The following is a 20,040-nucleotide window of genomic DNA, read 5'->3' as shown; positions in this document are numbered from 1 at the left end:
GTGCTACTGACGCAGCCAGCGCGCAAAAGAACCCGATCACTCAAGGCCGTACTTGCGGAGCTTGTTATGCAGGGTAGCCCTCGTAATTCCCAACTGCCGGGCCGCCTCGCTCTTGTTGTCGCCTGTCTGGCGCAGGGTTTCCTCAATGGCGCGGCGTTCCACGGCATCAAGGGGCAGGCCTGCCAGGGAGGCGTCCACCTCGGGCTGGCGCTCATCGGGCAGGGCAGGGCCAGTGACCACAGAGGGCAGTTCGCGTTCAGTGATGAGGTCGCCGTTGCAGAGTATCACGGCGCGCTCCACGGCGTTTTCCAGTTCGCGCACATTGCCGGGCCAGCCATAGCGCAGCATACAGGCCAGCGCCTGCGGCGAAAATCCGCGTACGCTTTTGCGGTTGCGGCTGGCGAAACGTTCCAGAAAATGCGCGGCGAGCACGGGGATATCCTCGGCGCGGTCGCGCAGGGGCGGCACTTCAATACAGATGACGTTGAGGCGAAAGTAGAGATCCTCGCGAAAACGCTTTTGGGCCACTTCTTCGCGCAGGTCGCGGTTGGTGGCCGCCAGTATGCGCACATCCACAGTTATGGCGGCATCGGCCCCCACGCGTTGCACCTCGCCCTGCTGCAAGGCGCGCAACAGCTTTGACTGAAGGGTAAGGGGCATCTCGCCGATTTCGTCCAGAAAAAGCGTGCCGCCGTTGGCTTGGGCAAAGCGCCCCTCGCGGCGGCGATCCGCGCCGGTGAACGAGCCCTTTTCGTGCCCGAACAGCTCGGATTCCAGCAGGTTTTCGGCCAGAGCCGCGCAGTTCACCGTTACCAGCGGTTTATCCGCTCTGGCGCTGGCGCAGTGCAGGGCGCGGGCCACCAGTTCCTTACCGGTGCCGGATTCGCCGGAAATAAGCACTGTGGCCTCGGTTGGGGCAACAGTGGCGATAATTTCCTGCATGGCGCGGATGGAGGCGCTGCGGCCAAGGATGCCGGGGCGTGAGGCGGCATCGCTGAGCTGACGGCGCAGCTCGCGGTTTTCCACGCTGAGGCGCGAATGCTCGATGGCTTTTTCAAGCGTATGCCTGAGAGCCTCAAAATCCAGCGGCTTGACCAGATAGTCGTATGCGCCGAGGCGCAGGGCCTCCACGGCTGTTTCCACTGAGGAGTAGGCCGTCATGAGCACCACGGGCAGAGCGGGATTATATTCAAGAATATTCTTGAGCGCGTGGATGCCGTCCATGCGCGCCATGCGCACGTCAGTCAGCACGGCGTCAAAGGATTTTTCGCGCACCAGAGGAACGGCCTCGTCGCCGTCCGTGGCTTCTTCCACTGCATAGCCCCAAGAACGCAACATGGTGCGCAGCATGCCGCGGTGGGCATCGTCATCGTCTACAACCAGAATGCAGTTGCTCACTGTATCCTCACTTTATGCTTGGCAAAATCTGAAATCCCGGGCCGCTGCCGCACAGGTTATTTTTTGCGGCTGTCCTGCGCCACCGCGCCTTCTGCCGCGCGGGGCAGCCAGATGCGGAACGTGGTTTCCCCACGGCGCGCAGTTTGCGCGGGGCGCGAGGTAACGCTGATTTCGCCGTCGTGTGCTTCCACAATCTTGTGCACCATGGCAAGCCCCAGCCCCGTGCCCTGCCCCTTGGTGGTATAGTAGGGGTCAAAAATATGCGGCAGCTGGCTGGCCTCAATGCCGGTGCCGTTATCGCGCACCATAAGGCACACGCGCCCCTTGCGCTCCACAATGGCAAGCGTGAGCTGCCCGCCTTCGGGCATGGCGTCCAGAGCATTGAGGCAGAGGTTCAACAGGGCCTGCCCCATGCGTTCTGGGTCGGCCAGGGCCAGCGGCACCCGCCGGGGCGAACGGCAGACAATCTTGACATTGCGTTTGTCCGCATCCTGATGGATGAGGCGCGTCACGTGATCCACCACAAGCTTGAGATCCGCCGGGTGCGGGCTCACATCGCTGGGACGCGAAAGCCCTATGAGATCCATAATTACGCGATTGAGTCGGTCAACCTCATGCACCATGACATTGGCGGCCTCGCGGTCTTCGCTGCCTTCGGGAAAGCGCTGGCCGAAGTAGGTGGCGTACCCCTTGATGGAGCTGAGAGGATTGCGGATTTCGTGCGCAACGCCTGCGGCCAGATTGCCCACAGCGGCCAGTTTTTCCTTGCGGCGCACTTCTTCTTCAAGCCGGCGCACCTTGCCCTCCGCCATGCGCTGACGCTGACGCGACTCCCGAGCCCGCTCGGCATAGTACAGGGCCACCAGGCAGGCCAGCCCCACCAGCAGGGTCACAGCGGCCAGCATGGCCACGTAGTCCCGATTCTGGCTGCGCGTTATTTCAAAGGGCGAAAGATCAAGACCGAGAAAAATCACCGGCAGCGGGAAACCCCTTGGCAGATCGCGTATACCCGGCGAAAATTGCCTGTACACGGCAAACACGCGCCGCCCCTCCATGCGCATGATGCCCCAGTGGGGCAACATGTCGGGGGCAAGATCGCGCATGGTGGCCTCATCGGCTTCGTGCGATCCCACCTGCAAAATTTCGCCAAGGCGGGCAGGGTTGCTGTGCGCCACAATGGTGCCGTCAGGCATGGTCACGGCCACAAAAACAATGCCGGGGCTTTCACCCATTTCTTCCAGCAGCACCTGAAGGCGAACGCCAGCCTCGCTGCGCATGCCCGAACGCAGAATGCTCTCAAAGGCAATAATCAGCGATGAACCCTTTTCCGCCAGCAGGCGGGCCATGGCGGCCTCGCTGCGGTCAATGGAAATAAGGGTCAGCAGCGTCACCATGAGAGCCAGTACAACGGCGGCCCCGCCCAGCAGCAGGCCGAGCGGCGTATGCGCGCCAACAGCAGCGGCCTGCGCTGTCCGCGCCTTGCCTGTGGAGCTTGCGGGGCTTGTGGGGTTTGCTGTTGCGCCCGGTTGCGCAGCTTCCTGCCCGTTTTTTTCAGCCGTGCTGTTTTCCACGTTCATACGGCACACTCTGTATTGCGCGCGGCACCGCCAGAGGCGCACCACGAGTAAAAAAATTTGCACGCTTTTTGCAATAAAATAATCATTCCTAGTGCCCACAAAGCCGGGAACCTTGCCACCCCGCTCAGTGATTGGTATGAGGGCGGGACGAGTTTATTCTTCAGAAGGTCTTTTATGATGAAACCCCTTCTTTCCATTTGTGTTCTGGCCAGTCTGTGCCTCCCCCAGCCAACGGCGGCGGATCAGACCGACTATGCGGAATATACACCTTCGCCGGGAAGCCCCGCAGCCAACCACGCCGCAGATATGCGGACATGGCTGCAACAGCTTTCGCCCGCGCAACGGGCCAAAGCCCAGGCCGTCATTGACGAATACTCCCCCAAGGTGAACGAACTGCGCAAAAGCATCATGCTGAAAAAAAACGAGCTTGCCCACCTGAGCTACAATCAGACCACCTCGCCGGAAACGCTGCCCCGTCTGGGGCATGAATTGCAGCAATTGCGAGATGAACTGCGCGCCCTTCTGCAACGAGCAGACCAGCGCATGGGTACTGAGGTAGGCGTTCCGCTTGGCAGCCCGCAAACGCGCGGGTGCAGCATGGAATATCCCGGTCTGTCCACTTCCGCCAGCAAATAACCGCGACAATCTGCTCGCAGCAACACGCGTCCGCCCTCAAGGCGGGCGCGTTTTTTATTCAGTTTTGCCCGACAGCCCCTGTAAGAAAATTATGCAGATGTACAAATTTTATACAGAGACAAGGCCCGAATGTATAAAAAACATACGCTTCTCTGCCCCGGGGCGCAACGGTAACGGGAAATATGACATTAACATATTAATTTTATTAATTAAAATTTAATTGGCACACGCATTGCTATATAGCAAGCAAACGTTGCAGGAACAACGAAACCATATACGAGAAAAAAGACTACGAGGTAGCCTTCCATGAAATCCAAAAACATCGCCATTGCAGCCATACTTGCAGCAACCCTGATGGGTGGTGCCATAACTGCCTACAGCCAGCCTGGCCCCGCAGGCGACATGCCCGAAGGCATGCGGGAAATGGGCGGCTGCATGGGTGAAATGCCCTGCCCCGGAATGCAGGGACACGGCATGATGGGGCGTGGGGCATACACCCCCGAACAACAGCAGAAGTATGACGCCATTGTGGACGAGTTCGTCAAACAGATGGAACCCGTAAAGGACCAGATGTTTATCAAGAGACAGGAGCTGCGCGCCCTGCAAAATGCCTCCAACCCCGATATTGCGGCTGTGCGCGCCACTGCCACCGAATTGCTGCAACTCAGAAAGCAGCTCGGTCAGATGCACGAAACAATGACCCAGCGCCTTGAAAAGGAAGTGGGCAAGCCTGCTGCGGCCCCCATGCCCAAAAAGGACGCTCCCGCTGCGGCGAAACATCAGCACGGCGCGGCCCAGTAACCACAAACTAACCGAATCTGCCGCTCCCAATTCGTCCGCCCAAGGCGGTTGACATATACAGGATCACTGAGAACAAATTTCCGTCCTGTCCCCTACCCCCAAGGGGGGCATTACGGAGCCTCCAAGAACCTCCTCCTTTGAACAGAACCTTATAACCATCAACACCCTCCCTCCCTTCTCGGCCGCCGGTTCCCCCCCGGCGGCCGCCTCCTTTTTCAGGGCTGACAACAAACGCACAGAACCCGCCGTGAGGCGGGTTCTGTGCGTTTGACCTGCGCGATGTCACTCTGGCCGCGCTTGAACTTTAGTAACTGAGCGTGGGGAAAAACCTTTTTACAAAAGGCGTCTCCCTGCAAAACATTTCGCTTCCAACCAGACCTAGATGAAAACAAGCTGCGGCGAGGTGTTATCCTCAAAAGATACCGTGCGCAGCCCCAGCGCCGCCCATCTGGCGCGCAGTTCTCCCTTTGCGCCCCAAAAGAAACCCTGGGCTGACCGGGGTAGCTGCAAATCAAACTGTGCGGCTGGTGTTGCCGCATTCTCGCCAAGGATATCCCTTACCGCCAGCAGCAAGGCACGCCCCTTGACCCTGCCGCCAAGTTCCCTGTCCACCGGCCCGGCAAGCACGGCACTCTCCAGCCCCGGCTCCGGGGCAAGACCCATACGGATCACGGGCACGTTGGCCCGTGCTGCCATGAGCCAGCCGTGAGCAAGGCTTTCAAGCGTATCCTCCAGCGGCCAGGGTTTGTAGCTCCCCTCGCGCCACATGGCGGCAAGGCCGGTGCCTTCAAGCACAAGGCAGGGATAAAACCGCAGCATCTGAGCGCCCGCAGCAAGGGCCGTTGGCACATCGTCCTTAAAAAAATGCGGACTATGCCCCGGCATGCCGGGCAAGAGCTGCACCACCAGTTTGAGACCCGCAGCCCGCACAAGGGCGCAGGCCATCTGGGCAGTGCCGCCGGTATAGCCACGGCGGGAGGCGGCAAGGGCACTGTCGGCAAAACTCTGCACGCCCAGTTCCACCACTCCGCAGCCTGCAGCGCGCAACCTTTCAAGTATCGCGGCATCCACCCTGTCCGGGCGGGTTGAACAGCGGAAGGAACGTATCCAGCCTTTTTCCTGCGCCTCACAGGCCAGATCAAGGCAGGCGGACAGATCTTCTTCAGGTAATGCGGTGAATGTGCCTCCATAAAATGCCAGTTCCGCCGCAGGTTGCCCGCTCTCATGGCGCAAGCGCAGATTCTCCCGTGCGGCAAGCAGCAGGCCCTCCACGCTTGCGGCGTGCGAACTTTCCGCCCTGTCCGGATTTTGGCAACCGCCAATACCGGTCTGCACATCCTGCGCACAAAAAACACAGCGCACAGGGCAACCCCTGAATGGCAAAAAAACCGGCACAACGGCCTGCCTCTGTGCCGCACTGCGCCGCAGCCATGCAAAGTCCAGCGCCACTGCGCGCCCTTTGCCCCCAATCTGCGGTGAGTGTTGCACACTATTCAGGTTCATATCCATATCAGCCCCACATATATGAGGTGCGGCGGCTTCACAGCAGGCCTGCTCACAATGAGATTGCCTATAAAGGGGCGAAGAAATGTCCATAAGGGTCACGGACAAAAACTTTTTTTTGGGGGGCATAGGGGGCTCGCTGACTGTGAAACGGTATGTAGAGCGCATTGGACGGGAAATAACATGCAGGCGATTTTTTTAAAAAAACCTTGCTCTGTCTGTAAGTTGCGTGTATTTTACACAAAAGTTCCGTTTGTGTGAAGCTGACAAACATTGCTGCGGGGCATTAGGAACACTGGGTTCCACTCAGCCATACCAGCGCACTGCGCCGGAGAGCACTATGAAAAAAACACTGACCAAAGCGGACATCGTGGAGGCCATCTACGAAGAAACGGACAAAAACCGCGTAGATGTCAAGAACGTGGTAGAAAAACTGCTGGAGATCATGAAGGTCGCCATCAAAAAAGACCGGGCCCTGCTTATCAGCGGCTTCGGCAAGTTTGAGTGTTATGACAAGGCCTCCCGCAAGGGCCGCAACCCCAAGACAGATGAAACCATCACCCTGCCGCCGCGCAAGGTTATGGTGTTTCGCCTCTCGCGCAAGCTTCGCGCAGAGCTGAACCCCTAGGCAAGCTCGGAGCCTCGGCAGCCTTGGCATGCCGGTGGGGGCGCGTGTGACGCGTTTCTTGTCGTGCGCGCTTTTTCTTTGCCATTTGGCCTACAAAAAAGTGCACAGCCCGGCACGGCAGACATGCATGCCGGGCTTGAGCAACCGCCTTGCCCTGCTGTGCGGAACGCAAGGCGGCACTGGGGATCAAAGCAGGGTGCCCGGCATTTCGGCGGCTCAGCCGCAGAGTGCGGAGCACCCCACACCGCAAACTCGGAAGAATCCAGGCTGACGCCAGCGCGGCGGGCATGTCCACGCCGTCCAACGGGAGTCGCACATGCTTTTCAACTCGTACACATTCCTTTTCGCCTTTCTACCCCTGCTGCTGGTATGCTGGCGGCTGGCCCAGGGCTACGGCCCCACGGGTCTTGCCCTGGTGCTGCTGGCTTTTTCCGTAGTATTTTACGGTTTGTGGGGTTTGCCCTTCCTTATACTGCTGGCTGTGATTCTGGGCATGAACTATGCCTTTGCCCTTGCCCTGGCGGCGCCGGAGCCAGAGCACAAACAGGATGCCGCCCCCGCTGAAAATGCGGAAGGCGATGTCGAAAAGGCCTGCCTGTGCGGTTCGCGCAAGCAGGCTGGCTGCCGGTTCCACCTGAGCCGCAAGAGCCTGCTGATCCTTGCCCTGGTGCTCAACCTGCTGCCCCTGCTGTGGTTCAAGTATTCCGCCTTTCTGGCCCAGAATCTTGGCGCGCTGCTGCATGCGCAGTGGCATTTCACCCCGCCCGGGCTGCCCTTGGGTATTTCTTTTTATACCTTCATCCAGATCGCCTGGCTTGTCAGCGTATACCGTGGGCAGGTAACGCCGCAGGGCTTTACGCGCCATGCGCTGTTCTCCGCATGTTTTCCCTATGTGATTTCCGGGCCAATAGTGCGCTATGAGCAGATAGGCCCGCAGTTTGACACCCTTGCCCCCACCAATGCAGAGAATCTGGCTCAGGGTTTCACGCTTTTCACCTTCGGCATGGTCAAAAAGGTTTTGCTGGCCGACAGTATTGCCATGTACGCCGACTCTGTCTTCAATGCGGCTGAAAAGGCCTTTCCGCTCAGCGGGGCCGAGGCATGGCTGGGTTCACTGTGCTATACCTTCCAGCTGTATTTCGACTTTTCGGGCTACACTGACATGGCCATTGGCCTTGCCCTCATGCTGGGCCTCAAGCTGCCGGAAAACTTTGATTCGCCCTACAAGTCCACAGGTATTGTGGACTTCTGGCGGCGCTGGCACATCACGCTCAGCTCGTGGCTGCGCGATTTTCTGTACATCCCCCTTGGCGGCAACCGCAAAGGGCGGCTCATGCAGTACCGCAACCTGTTTCTGACCATGCTGATCGGCGGCGCGTGGCACGGCGCTGGCTGGACCTTTATTGTCTGGGGCGCGCTGCACGGTTCCATGCTGGGCATCAACCACTTTTTCCGCGCCTGCATCAAGGGCAAAACGCTGGAACGCGTACTGGCCCTTGCGCCGCTGCGCATCTGCTCCATCCTGTTTACATTTTTCTGCATCAATCTGTGCTGGGTTGTGTTCCGCGCGCTGACAATTGAAGGCGCAGGCCGCATGTTCAAAGCCATGTTCACAGGGCCGTTTACGCGTGAAGCGGCGGGCCTGAGCGCAACAACCGACGGACTTACGGGCTTTGCCGCCATGGTGGCCCGTTGGCTGCCCAACAACTACATTCAGGGATGGGTTCCCTTTGCGCTGCTGCTGGTGAGCTTTCTGGTGGTCTGGGCGCTGCCCAACAGCCACGAGATTCTGCACGGCAGACGCGATGGCAGCCGCCCGCGCCTGAGCTGGCGGCCCACCGCCGCCTGGGCCACAGGGCTGGCCGTTATGGCCTTCCTGACCCTGATTCTGGTTTCGCGCAAGGCGACCTTCCTGTACTTCCAATTTTAACCACGCGTGAACGCCATGAACAACACAGAAACCGCCTTTTTGAAGCGTTATTTTCTCGTGCTGCTGGGTCTTGTCCTGGCGGGATGCCTGCTGGCCGTTCCCTATACCGCGTGGTGGCTGCACAGCAGCGGCGACGTGGCCGTGGAACGGGCCGTCACCGAACAGTCCAAGGGGAATTTTGCCGTGTTTGGTTCCGGCGTTTCCCAGGATTTTGTGGACTACAAACTGCAGCTTTATGCCAAGGTGAAGCCCGAAATTGCCGCCGTGGGTTCCTCGCGGGTCATGCAATTCCGGGGCGCATACTTCCGCAAGCCCTTCCTCAACGTGGGCGGCACGGCGGGCAATCTGCCCGTGCTGCGCTCCACCATCGACGCCATGCTGCGCATCCACAAGCCGGATGCCATCATCATCGGGCTGGACTTCTGGTGGTTCATGCCCCAGTGGAATGCCGATCCTTTCAAGGAAGAACCGCCCACCAGCGGATCGTACAACTACGGATTCGACAGCCTCAAAAAGCCGTGGACATGGCTGCTTGAAGGCAAGATTTCGTTCAAGGACTTTATTGCCCCCATGCTGCCGCAGTCCATGGGTGGATTCCGCAATGCCCGTTACGGCATCATGGCCCAGCAGTACAACGACGGTTTTGGCTCTGACGGCTCATGGTATTACACTGGTGAAAGCACCGGGCAAAAGCGGCCCTTTGACTACCAGTTCGAGGATACCCTCAAACAGGTACGCTACGGCACCAAGGCCTTTTTCCACGCCAAGCCGCTGGCTGACAGCCGCGACCCCGGCGGTATCAGCAGCGCCCATCTGGACGCTTTTGCAGAAATTTACTGCCGGCTCAAGGCCAGGGGCATTGCCACCTTTGTTTTCATTTCGCCCCTTTCTGTCCGTGTGCTTGACGCCATGCGCGAACGCGAGGCCGATTATCCGCACCTCTTCAAGCTGCGCGACGCCCTGCTTGCCCGTGGCATTGATGTTATGGAATTTACCGACCCGCGCACCTTTGCTTCTGGCGATTGCGAGTTCTTTGACGGCTTCCACGGCGGGGAAGTCACCTATGCGCGCATGCTGCGCGATATGGCCGACCGCTGGCCCGCCTTGCTGGCTTACGTGAATATGGATAGGATCAATGCCACCTTGCGCGACTGGCGCGGCTATGCCCTGGTGCCCGATGAGCGCCTCACAAGCCGCCCGGAAGTGGACTTTATGAATTTTAACTGCCCCAAACGTAAACCGTAAGGAACACCAGCATGTTTCTTCGATGGGGCGCGGTATACAGCCGCGCCCATCTTATTTCAGCCATCCGGGCCGTATTCGTATACAGTCTGTGCGTGTCCTTGGCTCTGTCGGGCGGCACGGCTTTTGCCGCGTCAGACTCCGTTTTTGTTCAGGGCACTGGCGCGCCCAATGCTTCTATGAGCGGAAGCAATACGCCCAGCCCCAACGGCATGGGAGGGCAACCCTTCGTGGGAGGTACTTCGCCCACGCTTTCGCAGCCGATGCCAGCGGCCCCAATACAGACGCCTACGGTTCAGGTGCCTACCGTGCAGACACCCACGGTGCAAACCCCAACCGTCGCAAGGCCATCCGTACCCACGCCGCAGCAGGTCAGTCCTCCGAGCGCACCGGGAGCGAATCCCCCCGCTCAGGCCCAGCAACCGCAGGCCCCAGCGGCACAGGGCGCATCTGCCCCAGCAGTTCCTGCCCAGCCTGCAAGCCCTACCCTCGAAGCGCCCAAAAAAACAGAAGCTCCGGTGAAGGAAAAGGGTTCAAAAAACCGCAGGGATAAAAAATCAAAAAAGGGCAAGAAGGAAGAAGCAGCCGAGCAGGATAAAGCCGCTCCCACAGTAGAAAGTGCGCCCACCAAGGCACCTGTGCCTGTTCCGCAAAGGACTTCGCCGCCCACACAGGCGGAAGAAGCCGCAACAGCCTACGCCAAGGGCGATTATGCCACAGCGGAGAGCATCTGGAGCAAACAGGCCGAAGCGGGCGATGGGCAGGCCATGAACAATCTTGGGGTACTCTACGACCTCGGGCAGGGGGTGGAGCCTGACCTGGGCCGCGCCCTGCACTGGTTTGCGGAGTCAGCCAAGACAGGGCACCCCTCGGGCATGAGCAACTACGGGCGCATGCTGGAACAGGGGCGCGGCATAGAACCCAACCCCGCGGAAGCAGCGCGCTGGTTTGATCTGGCTGCGCGGCAGGGTCAGCCCGAGGCCCAGTATAATCTGGGCATGCTCTATGAGCTGGGGCGTGGGGTGCAGCAGGATTTCACAGCGGCGGCGGCATGGTACAGCCGCGCTGCTGCGCAACAGCAAACCGAGGCTCTGTTCCGCCTTGGGCATTTCTATCGCATCGGTCAGGGCGTGACCAAGAACCCCTCGCGGGCGGTGCTGCTGCTCTATGCGGCTGCCATGAACGGCGATGCCAACGCCATGAAGGAACTGGAAGAGATGGCCCGAGCCGAACCTTCGCGCCCCGAGGCCGTTCTGTTTGGTCAGCGGCTCGACAATACCGACAGAAATTCCATGCGCGAGGCTTTGCGACAGTACGGGGCAACGGTTATTCGCGAGGATGACGCCTATATCTGCGATCTGTACGATGCGGCCAAGGTTGCCCCCGGCGCGCGCCAGATGGCGATCTGTTACGGCCCCGGAAACCCTGGCCCTCTGGGCTTTCTTGAGCTGGATTACACTGCGCCGAACAATACGGTGGAAGGCATGATACTCAAGATGGTTACTGACCGTTTTGGCAAGGCCTCCGCCGGGGAAGGCGATGACGCACACCTCTGGAATCTGGGTTCTGTGGTGGTTGCCACGCGCTATGAGCCTACGCGCGGGCAGTTGAGCCTCATGTACATGGTTCCCCGCGTGTACCACCTGACGCGCCAGCGTTAGCTGCATAGGGGGGCTTTGCGTAGCGCTATCTGTTGAGCGGCGACCATGCCCGGCAAAAGCGGATAAACGTGTCCATGCCCGCAGAGTGGTATTTTGACTCGTGCCAGCAAAGGGAAAACGTACGTGAAAACGTCTGCGTCAGCCGGATTATTGAAAAACGGCTGCTGAAGCCTGGCAGCTCTGCCATGAGCCGTGAAGCAAAGGTGATGCCCAACCCCTGTTCCACCATGCCCAGCACCGCCTCGGTGGAGCTGAGGCTCAGCGCCACCGTATAGGGCGCAATGAGCGCGCCAAGGGTGTGCGCAAAAAACGCTCTGGTGCCGGAATCCGGCTCCCGCAGAATCCAGCGCTGGCCTGCCAGTTCTTCCGGCGCATGGGCCTTGCCATCAGCCAGAGCATGCCCCTTGCACGCCACCACCGCCATTTCATCCTTCAGCCATTCTTCCGCCACCATGTCGGGCCGATGCTGCTCGCCCTCCAGCAGCACCACGTCCAGAACGTAGCCTTCCACCAGTTCAAGCAGTCGGTTGGTGTTGGCTATCTGCGCCTTGGGCAACCAGCCGTGGTCCTTTTCAAAATCGTGCATCAGTTGCGGCAACAGATAGTTGCCAATGGTCTTGCTGGCCCCAATGCTCAAAAAGCAGGCCCCGCCAGCCTGAAATGTCCGCTCGATGGCTTCGGCCCTTTGCAGCATTTCGTCCGCCAGCGGCCACAGGCGCGCCCCCTCATGATTCAACCGCAAATGCGGGTGCACCCGGTCAAACAGCCGCACGCCGAGGTGCCGCTCCAGTTCCTGCAAGGCCTGGGAAACCGCACCCTTGGTCAGAAACACAGCCTCTGCGGCTTGTGTGAGGTTCTGAAACCGCGCCACAGCCAGAAAAACCTGCAATTGCTTGAGTGTCATATCAGTATTTAATTTTTTTATATGCTACGTTAAATTCATTTCGATTTTCTTAATGCACGATCCGTGGCAAACACGCAAGCAGACCACAACCGAGGATAGCTCCATGTTGCTGAGTGTTCGCAATTTCTTTCGTGCTGTTCCCACGCCCCTTGCGGGGTTGGCCCTTGGCATTGCCAGCCTGGGCATCGGGCTTGAAAAAAGCCTGCCCCTCCACAACGTTGCGCAGGTGCTTGGCGCCCTGACATCCATGACGCTGATTCTGCTGCTGGCGGGCAAATTTGCCCTGAACCCAAGGCAGTTGCTCGAAGAACTGCGCCACCCCGTGCTTGGCAGCATCTTGCCCACCACATCAATGGCCCTGATGCTCCAATCCAAGAGCCTGAGCATTCTGGACGCGCAAGCGGCCCAGTGGCTCTGGCTGTTTGCCGTAGGCCTGCACCTCTGCCTTTTGCTGGCCTTTGTGGCCTTCAGGGCACGGCAGTTCAGCCTGCACCACATGCTGCCGAGCTGGTTTGTCCCTTTTGTGGGCATCAGCGTGGCGGCCATGACGGTTCCCGGCCCGGCATACTACCAGCTTGCCTATGTTCTGATGGTTTTTGGCATGGTCAATTACGCGGCCCTGCTGCCTGTCATGTTGTATCGGCTCATATTTTCCCGAGAAATTGAAGACGCATCCAAGCCAACCATAGCTGTGCTTGCCGCTCCTGCCAGCCTTTCTCTGGTGGCCTATCTGAGCCTTGAGCCAACCCCCTCCCTGCTCTTGTGCAGTCTTTTGCTCGGGGTGGCGGTGCTGATGACCAGCATCATCTATGTGGCCTTTTTCAAACTGCTGCGGTTGCCCTTCAGCCCCGGCTTTGCGGCCTACACATTCCCCATGGCGGTGGGGGCAACAGCGCTGTACAAAGTTTCCGAACTGCTGGCCGCGTACCCAGCAACGCTGGAGTACGCCCTGCAACTCAAAATGCTGGCAGTGCTGGAAATGATTATAGCAACCCTCGTTGTGGCCTATGTGTGCTGGCGCTACCTGATCTTTTACGTGCGGGCGTGGGATACGCTGCTGCGTGCGCAAAGGGCGGCGCACGCCTGACCTGCCGAATGGGGGAAAATACCCTTGCGCGCCGCACCCGGTAGAGCTAGCCTGCCAGAACTGCGTGACGATTTCTGCCGCCGCATGTAATTGCTCCACTCTACGCCGCCTCTGAGGCGGCCCGCGCAGCAGGTGATCTATGTTTGTTTTTGCCGCCATGCTTTTGTTGGGGATATTGCTGGGCTTTGTGGGCGCTGGCGGCGCCGGGGTTATGATCACCATGCTCAGCGTGGGCTTTGACATCCCCATGCAGGTTGCTCTTGGCACCTCGCTCGCGGCCATGGCTTTTACGTCCCTCTCCGGCTCTGTCAGCCACTTTCGCGAGGGCAACGTCAACCGCAGGCTGGGCTTGCTGCTGGGCGCGTTTGGCGCCGCCGGGGCTTTCTGTGGCGCGCACATTTCGTCCGGGCTTGCCTCCGCCACGCTCAAGCCGCTGACGGGCGTGGTGCTTATGTTCTCTGCTTTCCTCATATATCTGCGGGTTTTTCACCCGGCCAATCCGCTGTTCAGCTTTCGTTTCACCAGTATCCGAGGCGTGAAGTTCTGGCTGCTGACAGGCATGGTGGGCGTATTCAACGGACTGGTTTCCGGAGCCTGCGGCGTGGGGGCAACGCCCTTTATCCAGATGACCCTGCTGATTATCTTCAATGTGCCGCTCTATCAGACAGTTGGCACAACCATGTTGGTCATTTTGCCCATCGCGGCCTTTGGCAGTTTGGGTTTTCTCGCCGCCGGGCATCTGGATCTTGTGCTGTTCTTGCAAGTTCTGGTTGGTCAGGTCATTGGCGCGTATGTGGGCGCAAAGTTTACCCGCATGGCCCCGCAATTGCTGCTCAAAAGCTGCATGGTCGCGCTGCCGGGGCTGGGCGGTCTGATTCTGCTGCTTGCCCGCTAAAAAGCCCCCGGCGGTGTCCGACGGAGGCTCAATATCGCTGGCTGTCAGCGGCCCCCATGCACGGGGCGGATGTCTGACGTTAAACGACTATTTAACTAGATAAGACAGCATCTTGGCAACTATGGGCGAGAGCAAAACAATGGCATAGATGCGCACCAGATGGTACACCATCACCATGGGGGCTTCAGCCCCGGTGCCGCCAGAAAGTGCCACCACCGCATTGAATCCGCCAGGGCTGGTCGCCAGATACGCTCCGCCCACAGAAAGCCCGCCCCAACGCACGGCAATCCAGGTGCACAAAAGCCCCGCCATCAGAATAATGCCTGTTGAAAGCAGCATCATGGGCCAGGTGTCGCGCACGGCATCGAGCATGCCGGGATTATACATGTTGCCCACAAGCACGCCCACGCACCCGTAGACAATAAAGCGCACCCAATGCGCCATGTCGGGGGAGGTAATGGAACCGCAGCTTTTAAAAATCACCACGGCGATCATGGCCCCTGTCATGGCCCCGCCGGGCAGGTGAAAACGGTCAAAAACAAAACTTCCTGCAAGCCCTACGGCAAACAGCATTATTGTTGTACCCATATCGTGTCCTTCGCGTCGCGCAATGCGCGGCTGCCTACTGATCTGTAGCCGCACCTGCGCGGCGTCAGACCTGCTTACGCCCTTTTTTGTCACCTCTCAATGAGGCTTGTGCGCCGTATCCTGCCAAGTATGGAGCAACGTTTTGCGTCTGTTTTTCAGCTGAGGCACGAGTTGAGCCGTGGGTTTGACGTGCCGCGCCCCCGCCGCTAGTCTGCTGCAATGCCACGGCTTACCCACTGCATGCCATTTGGGTCAGATTTGCACCCTTTTGGCGGCACCTATGCGACACATAGCCACCCCACACAGGAAGCATCATGAATTTTGCAGCCAGCCCCTATGCGGAAACGGAATCCCAACGTTTTGACCCCATGACCACGCAGGGCATGGTCACCTCGCCGCACTACCTGGCCACACAGGCAGGCGTGGAAATTCTGCGTAAGGGCGGCACCGCCCTTGACGCCGCCGTGGCCGTGGCAGCAGTGCTGGCCGTTGTGTACCCGCAGATGTGCAGCATCGGCGGCGATAACTTCTGGCTGGCGCACGAGGCCGCAACTGGCGCGCTGCACGGCATCAACGCCTGTGGGCGCTCTGGCGAAAATGTCACGCGGGATTTCTTTGCGCAAAAGGGCCTTGTGTCCATTCCTCTGCGCGGGCCGCTGGCTGCCTGCACTGTGCCCGGTGTGGTTTCTGGTTGGGATGCCGCGCATACGCTCAGCCGCTCATGGGGCAGCCCTCTTGCCTTGGGCGACCTGCTGCAAGAGGCCATCAGCCTCGCGGCAGAAGGTTTTGCCGTAACGCCCTCCCTGGCCCACTGGCTGCATGAAGACTGCAAACCAGACACGACGGGCTATCGGCAATTGCAGCGGTTTCCCGGCTTTGCCAGCACGTTTTTACCCAATGGCACGCCCCCGCCAACTGGGGCGGTGCTGCGTCTGCCCGAGCTTGCCGTCACCCTTGACCTCATCGCCCGCAAAGGCGCGCGCGTATTTTATGAAGGCGAACTGGCCGAGCGCCTGACCCGCTGGCTTGCCAGCAACGGCGGTCTGCTCACAGCGCGGGATTTCGCCGCACATCAGGCAGAAACCGTCACACCCCTGCGTGTGCGCTACCGAGGCCTTGAGTGCTGCAACCTGCCGCCCAATACCCAGGGTCTGGCTTCGCTCTCCATACTCAACATCCTTGAGCATCTGGATATCCAAGGCATGGGAGAGGGCAGCGCCGCATACCTGCATACTATAGTTGAAGCCACCAAGCTGGCCTTTGCCGATCGCGATGCTCATGTGACTGATCCCGACTTTGCCGACATTCCTGTAGATTATCTGCTGTCTCCGGAGCATGGGCGCGAGCTTGCCCGTCGCATTGACCCTGCCCGCGCTCTCTGCCCTACCAACCCTCTGGAACCCAAGGGCGACACCTGCTGGTTCGGCGTGGTGGACGCTGAGGGGAACGCTGTTTCTGCCATTCAGAGCATTTTTCACGACTTTGGCTCGGGCCTTGTGGCGGGCGACACGGGCATCCTGCTGCAAAACCGAGGCAGTTTTTTTTCACTTGATCCCAGCCACGTTAACAGGCTCGAACCGCGCAAACGCACCATGCACACGCTCAACCCGCCCATGCTGCGCAAAAACGGCAAGCCCTGGCTGGTTTACGGCACCATGGGCGGCGAGGGGCAACCCCAGACGCAGGCGGCCATAGTCACCAGAATGGTAGATTTTGGCCTGAGTCCGCACGATGCTGTGGCCGCACCGCGCTGGCTGTATGGCCGGAGCTGGGGCCTGCCGATGAACAATCTTCGGCTTGAGGGCCGCTTCAGCCCCCAATTGGCCCAAGCACTCACCAAGCAGGGACATTCGGTGGAACGCATCGCTGACTTCAGCGACCTGATGGGCCATGCCGGAGCCATTCTTTGTAATCAGGATACCGGGGTGTTGTTTGGAGCAACTGATCCGCGCAGCGACGGGCTGGCTGCTGGTTATTGACCCAGGCAATCCAGGCAATCTTTTTCTGTGGCTTTTGCCGCTGAATCGTGCTTATATACCGCAGGTTTTTTTAGTCTGTCAGGGTGTTCTGCCATGTCTGACTCAACGCAGAAGCGGCGCAGAAAACGTAGCTGGCGGCAATGCTGCGAACAGGGGTTCATCAGGTTCCGGCAGCGGCGCGTTTCACAAGGCCTACCAGTTCGTAGAATATGATAACAATCCAAAATAATTTTATATTTTTTGATTTTCTAGGCACAACACCGACAATGCGGGCGCAACCCTCCCACAAAATCGACAAAAAAGTATTTTTTACTTTAAAAACAATTTCACCTTAATAAACAGATGGTTGCATATTTAAGCGATATAATTTCCTAGCCGCAAAGCACATACTCACGGTCAGAAGGCCCGCAGGACTGAAATGTCACCGGGCTGATAACTCAAAAAAAGATTTTTTAATTCAGCACATTACTATAATATCTCACAGAATAATCTAATGGCTCTCCCCGTCATGGTATCATATTTGACTTGCGATACCACATATGCGACAAGATTCATGCTCTGGTTATCGTTTTATTTTTTCACTGTTTTGTGGTGTTTACGCATAAAAAGTTACCAAAACGTATTTTTTGTGTAGCTAAATTTTACAAATTGTGTTCTTTTCCAGCAACTTAGCAAAACGGAATATTTTTTGCTTTGTTCAGCCTTACCGTATTTTTGGTACACCCCTGTAACTGCACATAAAACTCGGGAGGCCTTCATGAATTTGCTGAAAGTAGCGTCAGTTTGCGCCCTGTCTCTCTTTGTGGGGCAAGCGGCCATGGCCGCAGAAGCTCCGATCAAAATCGGGTTCCCCATCCCGCTTACTGGTGAAATCCCCAAGGTGGGCGAAGGCTCCAAGTATGCGGCTGAAATGCTGAAGGAAGAGATCAATGCCAAGGGCGGGCTGAAAGTGGGCGACAAGATGTACCCGCTTGAATTCATTTATGAAGACAATGAATCCAAACCCGAGTCTGCCGTTAACGTGACCCTCAAGCTCATTGAGCGCGACAAAGTCATGGCCATCGTTGGCCCCCAGTCTTCCCGCCAGGCCGTGCCTGCGGGCGCTGTTGCCAATGACGAGCAGGTGCCCATGATCACCCCCTGGTCCACCAACCCCGACGCCACCAAGGATCGCCCATGGGTCTTCCGTGGGGCCTTCCTTGACCCCTTCCAGGCTCCTGTGGCCGTGGACTTCACCACCAAGAAGTTCAACGCCAAAAAGGCCGCCGTTCTGTTTGAAGTATCCAACGACTACTCCAAGGGACTTGCCGACAACTTCAAGGAAGCCTTTGAAAAGACTCACGGCAAAGGTTCTGTGGTGGCCATGGAATCGCACGGTCCCAAAGACCAGGATTTCTCTGCCCAGCTGACCAAGATCATCGCGGCAAAACCCGACTTCATATTTGTGCCTGAAAACTACAGCTTTGCGGCCCTTATTGTGCCTCAAGCCCGTGACCTCGGCTACAAGGGGCCCTTCATGGGTTCCGATGCATGGGGTTCCGCCGAGCTTTTCAACCTTTGCGGCAAAGACTGTGTGGATCAGTTCTTCTCCACCCACTACACCGCCGAGGGCGCGACTGGCAAAACCAAGGAATTCATCGACAAGTACAAGGCCAAGTACGGCTATGTGCCTGACGACGTTGCCGCTCTGACCTGGGACTCCATCAATATCGTGCTTCAGGCCATCCAGAAGGCTGGCAAGATTGATCCCGACCTCAAGAAAGAACGCAAGATCATTCGCGACAACATGGCTGGCATGGCCAACTTTGACGGCATCACCGGCAGCATGAAGTTTGACGAAAACCGCGACCCCATCAAGTGCGCGGTTATCGTGCGCGTGACGGAAACCGGCGCGTTCGCCTTTGTGGAATCTGTCTGCCCCAAATAGCAGACATCAGCAGGTAATTGGCTCTGCCGCGCGGCCCAACCACAGGGGGCCGCGCGGCGGCAAAACAGCCGCTGCGGATAAAATCTGCGCACAGATCAGATCGATATTTTTTTGCCTTTGACTGAACCCCATTACGAATCAGAAATGGTTTTTTGCGTTTTTGGGGATTAAAAGTATGCAGAGCTGAGGCTTGCCTTGCACCGCTGCCGTAAGCCCCCTTGGAGCAAAGTGTTTTTTGCTTGAACGGGCGGTTCAGGGGGCACATACGCGCACTGCCGCTCAGCATTCGGGTTTTGACCAAGAATTAACAAAACTGCGCCACAGGATTTGCACACTGTAACCGTCAGCATTTTTGGGTAGCCTATGGACTTTCTGCTGCAACAGACCCTCAACGCCTTGCAATGGGGCAGCTTTTACGCCCTCATCGCCTTGGGCTACACCTTGGTTTACGGGGTGCTGCGCCTCATCAACTTCGCCCACGGCGATATTTTTATGGTTGGGGCCTACATTTCCTTTTTTGTGGCCACGTATCTGGTTTCTTCCGATGGCCTAGCCCTTTCAAAGCCAATGACGCTGTGGCTGACCATTGTTCTGACAATGGGCCTCACAGCCCTTGTGGGCGTTACGCTTGAGCGCATTGCCTATCGGCCCCTGCGCCGCAAGGGCGCGCACAGGCTCTATGTGGTCATAACCGCACTGATGTGCGGCCTTATTCTTGAAAACGGCAACCTTGCTCTGCTTGGGGCAACCAAGCGCAAGCTGCCCGAGCTTATCGACAAAACCGTGTACTCCATCGGGCCGCTGGTCATCACAAACCTGAAAGTATGGGTTATTGTGGCTGCGGTGCTGGTATTCCTGTTCTTGCAGACCATTGTCACGCGCACCAAGGTGGGAATGGCCATGCGCGCGGTTTCCTGGGACCGCTTTGCCCTGCCGCTCATGGGAATACCGCTCGACAGCGTCATTGTGGTCACCTTTGTGCTTGGCTCGGGCATTGCCGGGCTTGGCGGCATGCTCTTTGCCATGTGCTACCCCAACCTCGAGCCTTACATGGGCGCCATGATCGGCTGGAAGGCCTTTATCGCGGCGGTTGTGGGCGGCATTGGCGACATACGCGGCGCATTTGTGGGCGGCTTTATGCTGGCATTTGTAGAAATCATGGTGGTGGCCTTCTTGCCGTCCACCTACATGGATCTGTTTTCCTTCACCATCCTGCTGCTCATCCTGTGGGTGCGGCCCACGGGCATTTTCGGCATGCCGCAAACGACCAAAATCTAGCCGGAG

Annotated in this window: 17 protein-coding genes; 12 read left to right on the top strand and 5 right to left on the bottom strand. The window is 58.3% G+C overall.

Annotation, left to right across the window (positions count from 1 at the left end; genetic code table 11):
* Positions 1-36: 36 nt before the first annotated feature.
* Positions 37-1,350: a sigma-54-dependent transcriptional regulator gene (locus ACUZ79_RS03360; protein WP_449252158.1), complete on the bottom strand. Its 1,314-nt coding sequence runs from the start codon at positions 1,348-1,350 to the stop codon at positions 37-39.
* 104 nt (positions 1,351-1,454) lie between these two features.
* Entirely contained in the window at positions 1,455-2,975 is a 1,521-nt protein-coding gene (gene zraS, locus ACUZ79_RS03355; protein ID WP_449250696.1) for a two-component system sensor histidine kinase ZraS, read from the bottom strand.
* Between the two features lie 174 nt (positions 2,976-3,149).
* Between zraS and ACUZ79_RS03350 the strand changes: the two genes are divergently transcribed.
* Both ACUZ79_RS03350 and ACUZ79_RS03345 read left to right on the top strand, forming a co-directional pair.
* Positions 3,150-3,611, top strand: coding sequence for a periplasmic heavy metal sensor (locus tag ACUZ79_RS03350; protein ID WP_240823555.1), 462 nt, complete (start codon positions 3,150-3,152; stop codon positions 3,609-3,611).
* 306 nt (positions 3,612-3,917) lie between these two features.
* Entirely contained in the window at positions 3,918-4,412 is a 495-nt protein-coding gene (locus tag ACUZ79_RS03345; RefSeq protein ID WP_449250695.1) for a Spy/CpxP family protein refolding chaperone, read from the top strand.
* A 378-nt stretch (positions 4,413-4,790) separates the two neighbouring features.
* On the opposite strand, the gene ACUZ79_RS03340 is transcribed toward ACUZ79_RS03345, so the two are convergent.
* Positions 4,791-5,807 carry a radical SAM protein gene (locus tag ACUZ79_RS03340; protein WP_449252157.1) on the bottom strand — a complete coding sequence of 339 codons (1,017 nt, stop codon included), beginning with the start codon at positions 5,805-5,807 and terminating at the stop codon, positions 4,791-4,793.
* 448 nt (positions 5,808-6,255) lie between these two features.
* Here ACUZ79_RS03340 and ACUZ79_RS03335 point away from each other — a divergent pair, with 448 nt between their 5' ends.
* The 4 genes from ACUZ79_RS03335 (at position 6,256) to ACUZ79_RS03320 (ending at position 11,376) form a co-directional block, all read left to right on the top strand.
* On the top strand, positions 6,256-6,543 hold the full coding sequence (locus ACUZ79_RS03335) for an integration host factor subunit alpha (RefSeq protein WP_022657574.1): 288 nt from the start codon (positions 6,256-6,258) through the stop codon (positions 6,541-6,543).
* 316 nt (positions 6,544-6,859) lie between these two features.
* Positions 6,860-8,473, top strand: a complete 1,614-nt coding sequence (locus ACUZ79_RS03330) for an MBOAT family O-acyltransferase (RefSeq protein WP_449250694.1) — start codon at positions 6,860-6,862, stop codon at positions 8,471-8,473.
* 15 nt (positions 8,474-8,488) lie between these two features.
* On the top strand, positions 8,489-9,718 hold the full coding sequence (locus ACUZ79_RS03325; RefSeq protein WP_240823551.1) for a hypothetical protein: 1,230 nt from the start codon (positions 8,489-8,491) through the stop codon (positions 9,716-9,718).
* Positions 9,719-9,729: 11 nt separating this feature from the next.
* Entirely contained in the window at positions 9,730-11,376 is a 1,647-nt protein-coding gene (locus ACUZ79_RS03320; protein WP_449250693.1) for a sel1 repeat family protein, read from the top strand.
* 25 nt (positions 11,377-11,401) lie between these two features.
* Here ACUZ79_RS03320 and ACUZ79_RS03315 read toward each other — a convergent pair whose 3' ends face one another.
* Positions 11,402-12,280, bottom strand: coding sequence for a LysR substrate-binding domain-containing protein (locus ACUZ79_RS03315; protein WP_324836918.1), 879 nt, complete (start codon positions 12,278-12,280; stop codon positions 11,402-11,404).
* Between the two features lie 103 nt (positions 12,281-12,383).
* Here ACUZ79_RS03315 and ACUZ79_RS03310 point away from each other — a divergent pair, with 103 nt between their 5' ends.
* Positions 12,384-13,367, top strand: a complete 984-nt coding sequence (locus tag ACUZ79_RS03310; protein WP_449250692.1) for a TDT family transporter — start codon at positions 12,384-12,386, stop codon at positions 13,365-13,367.
* A gap of 139 nt (positions 13,368-13,506) precedes the next feature.
* Positions 13,507-14,262: a sulfite exporter TauE/SafE family protein gene (locus tag ACUZ79_RS03305; RefSeq protein WP_449250691.1), complete on the top strand. Its 756-nt coding sequence runs from the start codon at positions 13,507-13,509 to the stop codon at positions 14,260-14,262.
* A gap of 87 nt (positions 14,263-14,349) precedes the next feature.
* Here ACUZ79_RS03305 and ACUZ79_RS03300 read toward each other — a convergent pair whose 3' ends face one another.
* A complete protein-coding gene (locus ACUZ79_RS03300) occupies positions 14,350-14,850 on the bottom strand; it encodes an AbrB family transcriptional regulator (protein WP_192112144.1) in 501 nt (166 codons plus the stop codon).
* Between the two features lie 314 nt (positions 14,851-15,164).
* Here ACUZ79_RS03300 and ggt point away from each other — a divergent pair, with 314 nt between their 5' ends.
* The 4 genes from ggt to ACUZ79_RS03280 all read left to right on the top strand — a co-directional run bounded on the left by ggt (position 15,165) and on the right by ACUZ79_RS03280 (position 20,034).
* Positions 15,165-16,829, top strand: a complete 1,665-nt coding sequence (gene ggt, locus ACUZ79_RS03295; protein WP_449250690.1) for a gamma-glutamyltransferase — start codon at positions 15,165-15,167, stop codon at positions 16,827-16,829.
* Complete coding sequence (locus ACUZ79_RS03290; RefSeq protein ID WP_449252186.1) at positions 16,783-17,058, top strand: hypothetical protein; 276 nt, start codon at positions 16,783-16,785, stop codon at positions 17,056-17,058. The genes ggt and ACUZ79_RS03290 overlap by 47 nt, the downstream gene beginning before the upstream one ends.
* A 528-nt stretch (positions 17,059-17,586) precedes the next feature.
* The gene (locus tag ACUZ79_RS03285) at positions 17,587-18,756 is read left to right on the top strand and encodes an ABC transporter substrate-binding protein (protein ID WP_192112143.1); all 1,170 of its coding nucleotides are present in this window, start codon (positions 17,587-17,589) and stop codon (positions 18,754-18,756) included.
* Between the two features lie 363 nt (positions 18,757-19,119).
* Positions 19,120-20,034, top strand: a complete 915-nt coding sequence (locus ACUZ79_RS03280; protein WP_240823544.1) for a branched-chain amino acid ABC transporter permease — start codon at positions 19,120-19,122, stop codon at positions 20,032-20,034.
* Positions 20,035-20,040 lie beyond the last annotated feature (6 nt).

The sequence above is a fragment of the Desulfovibrio faecalis genome (genome assembly GCF_053570625.1).
Note: the sequence above shows the minus strand (reverse complement) of the source record. Positions and strands in the feature narration are given on the sequence as shown.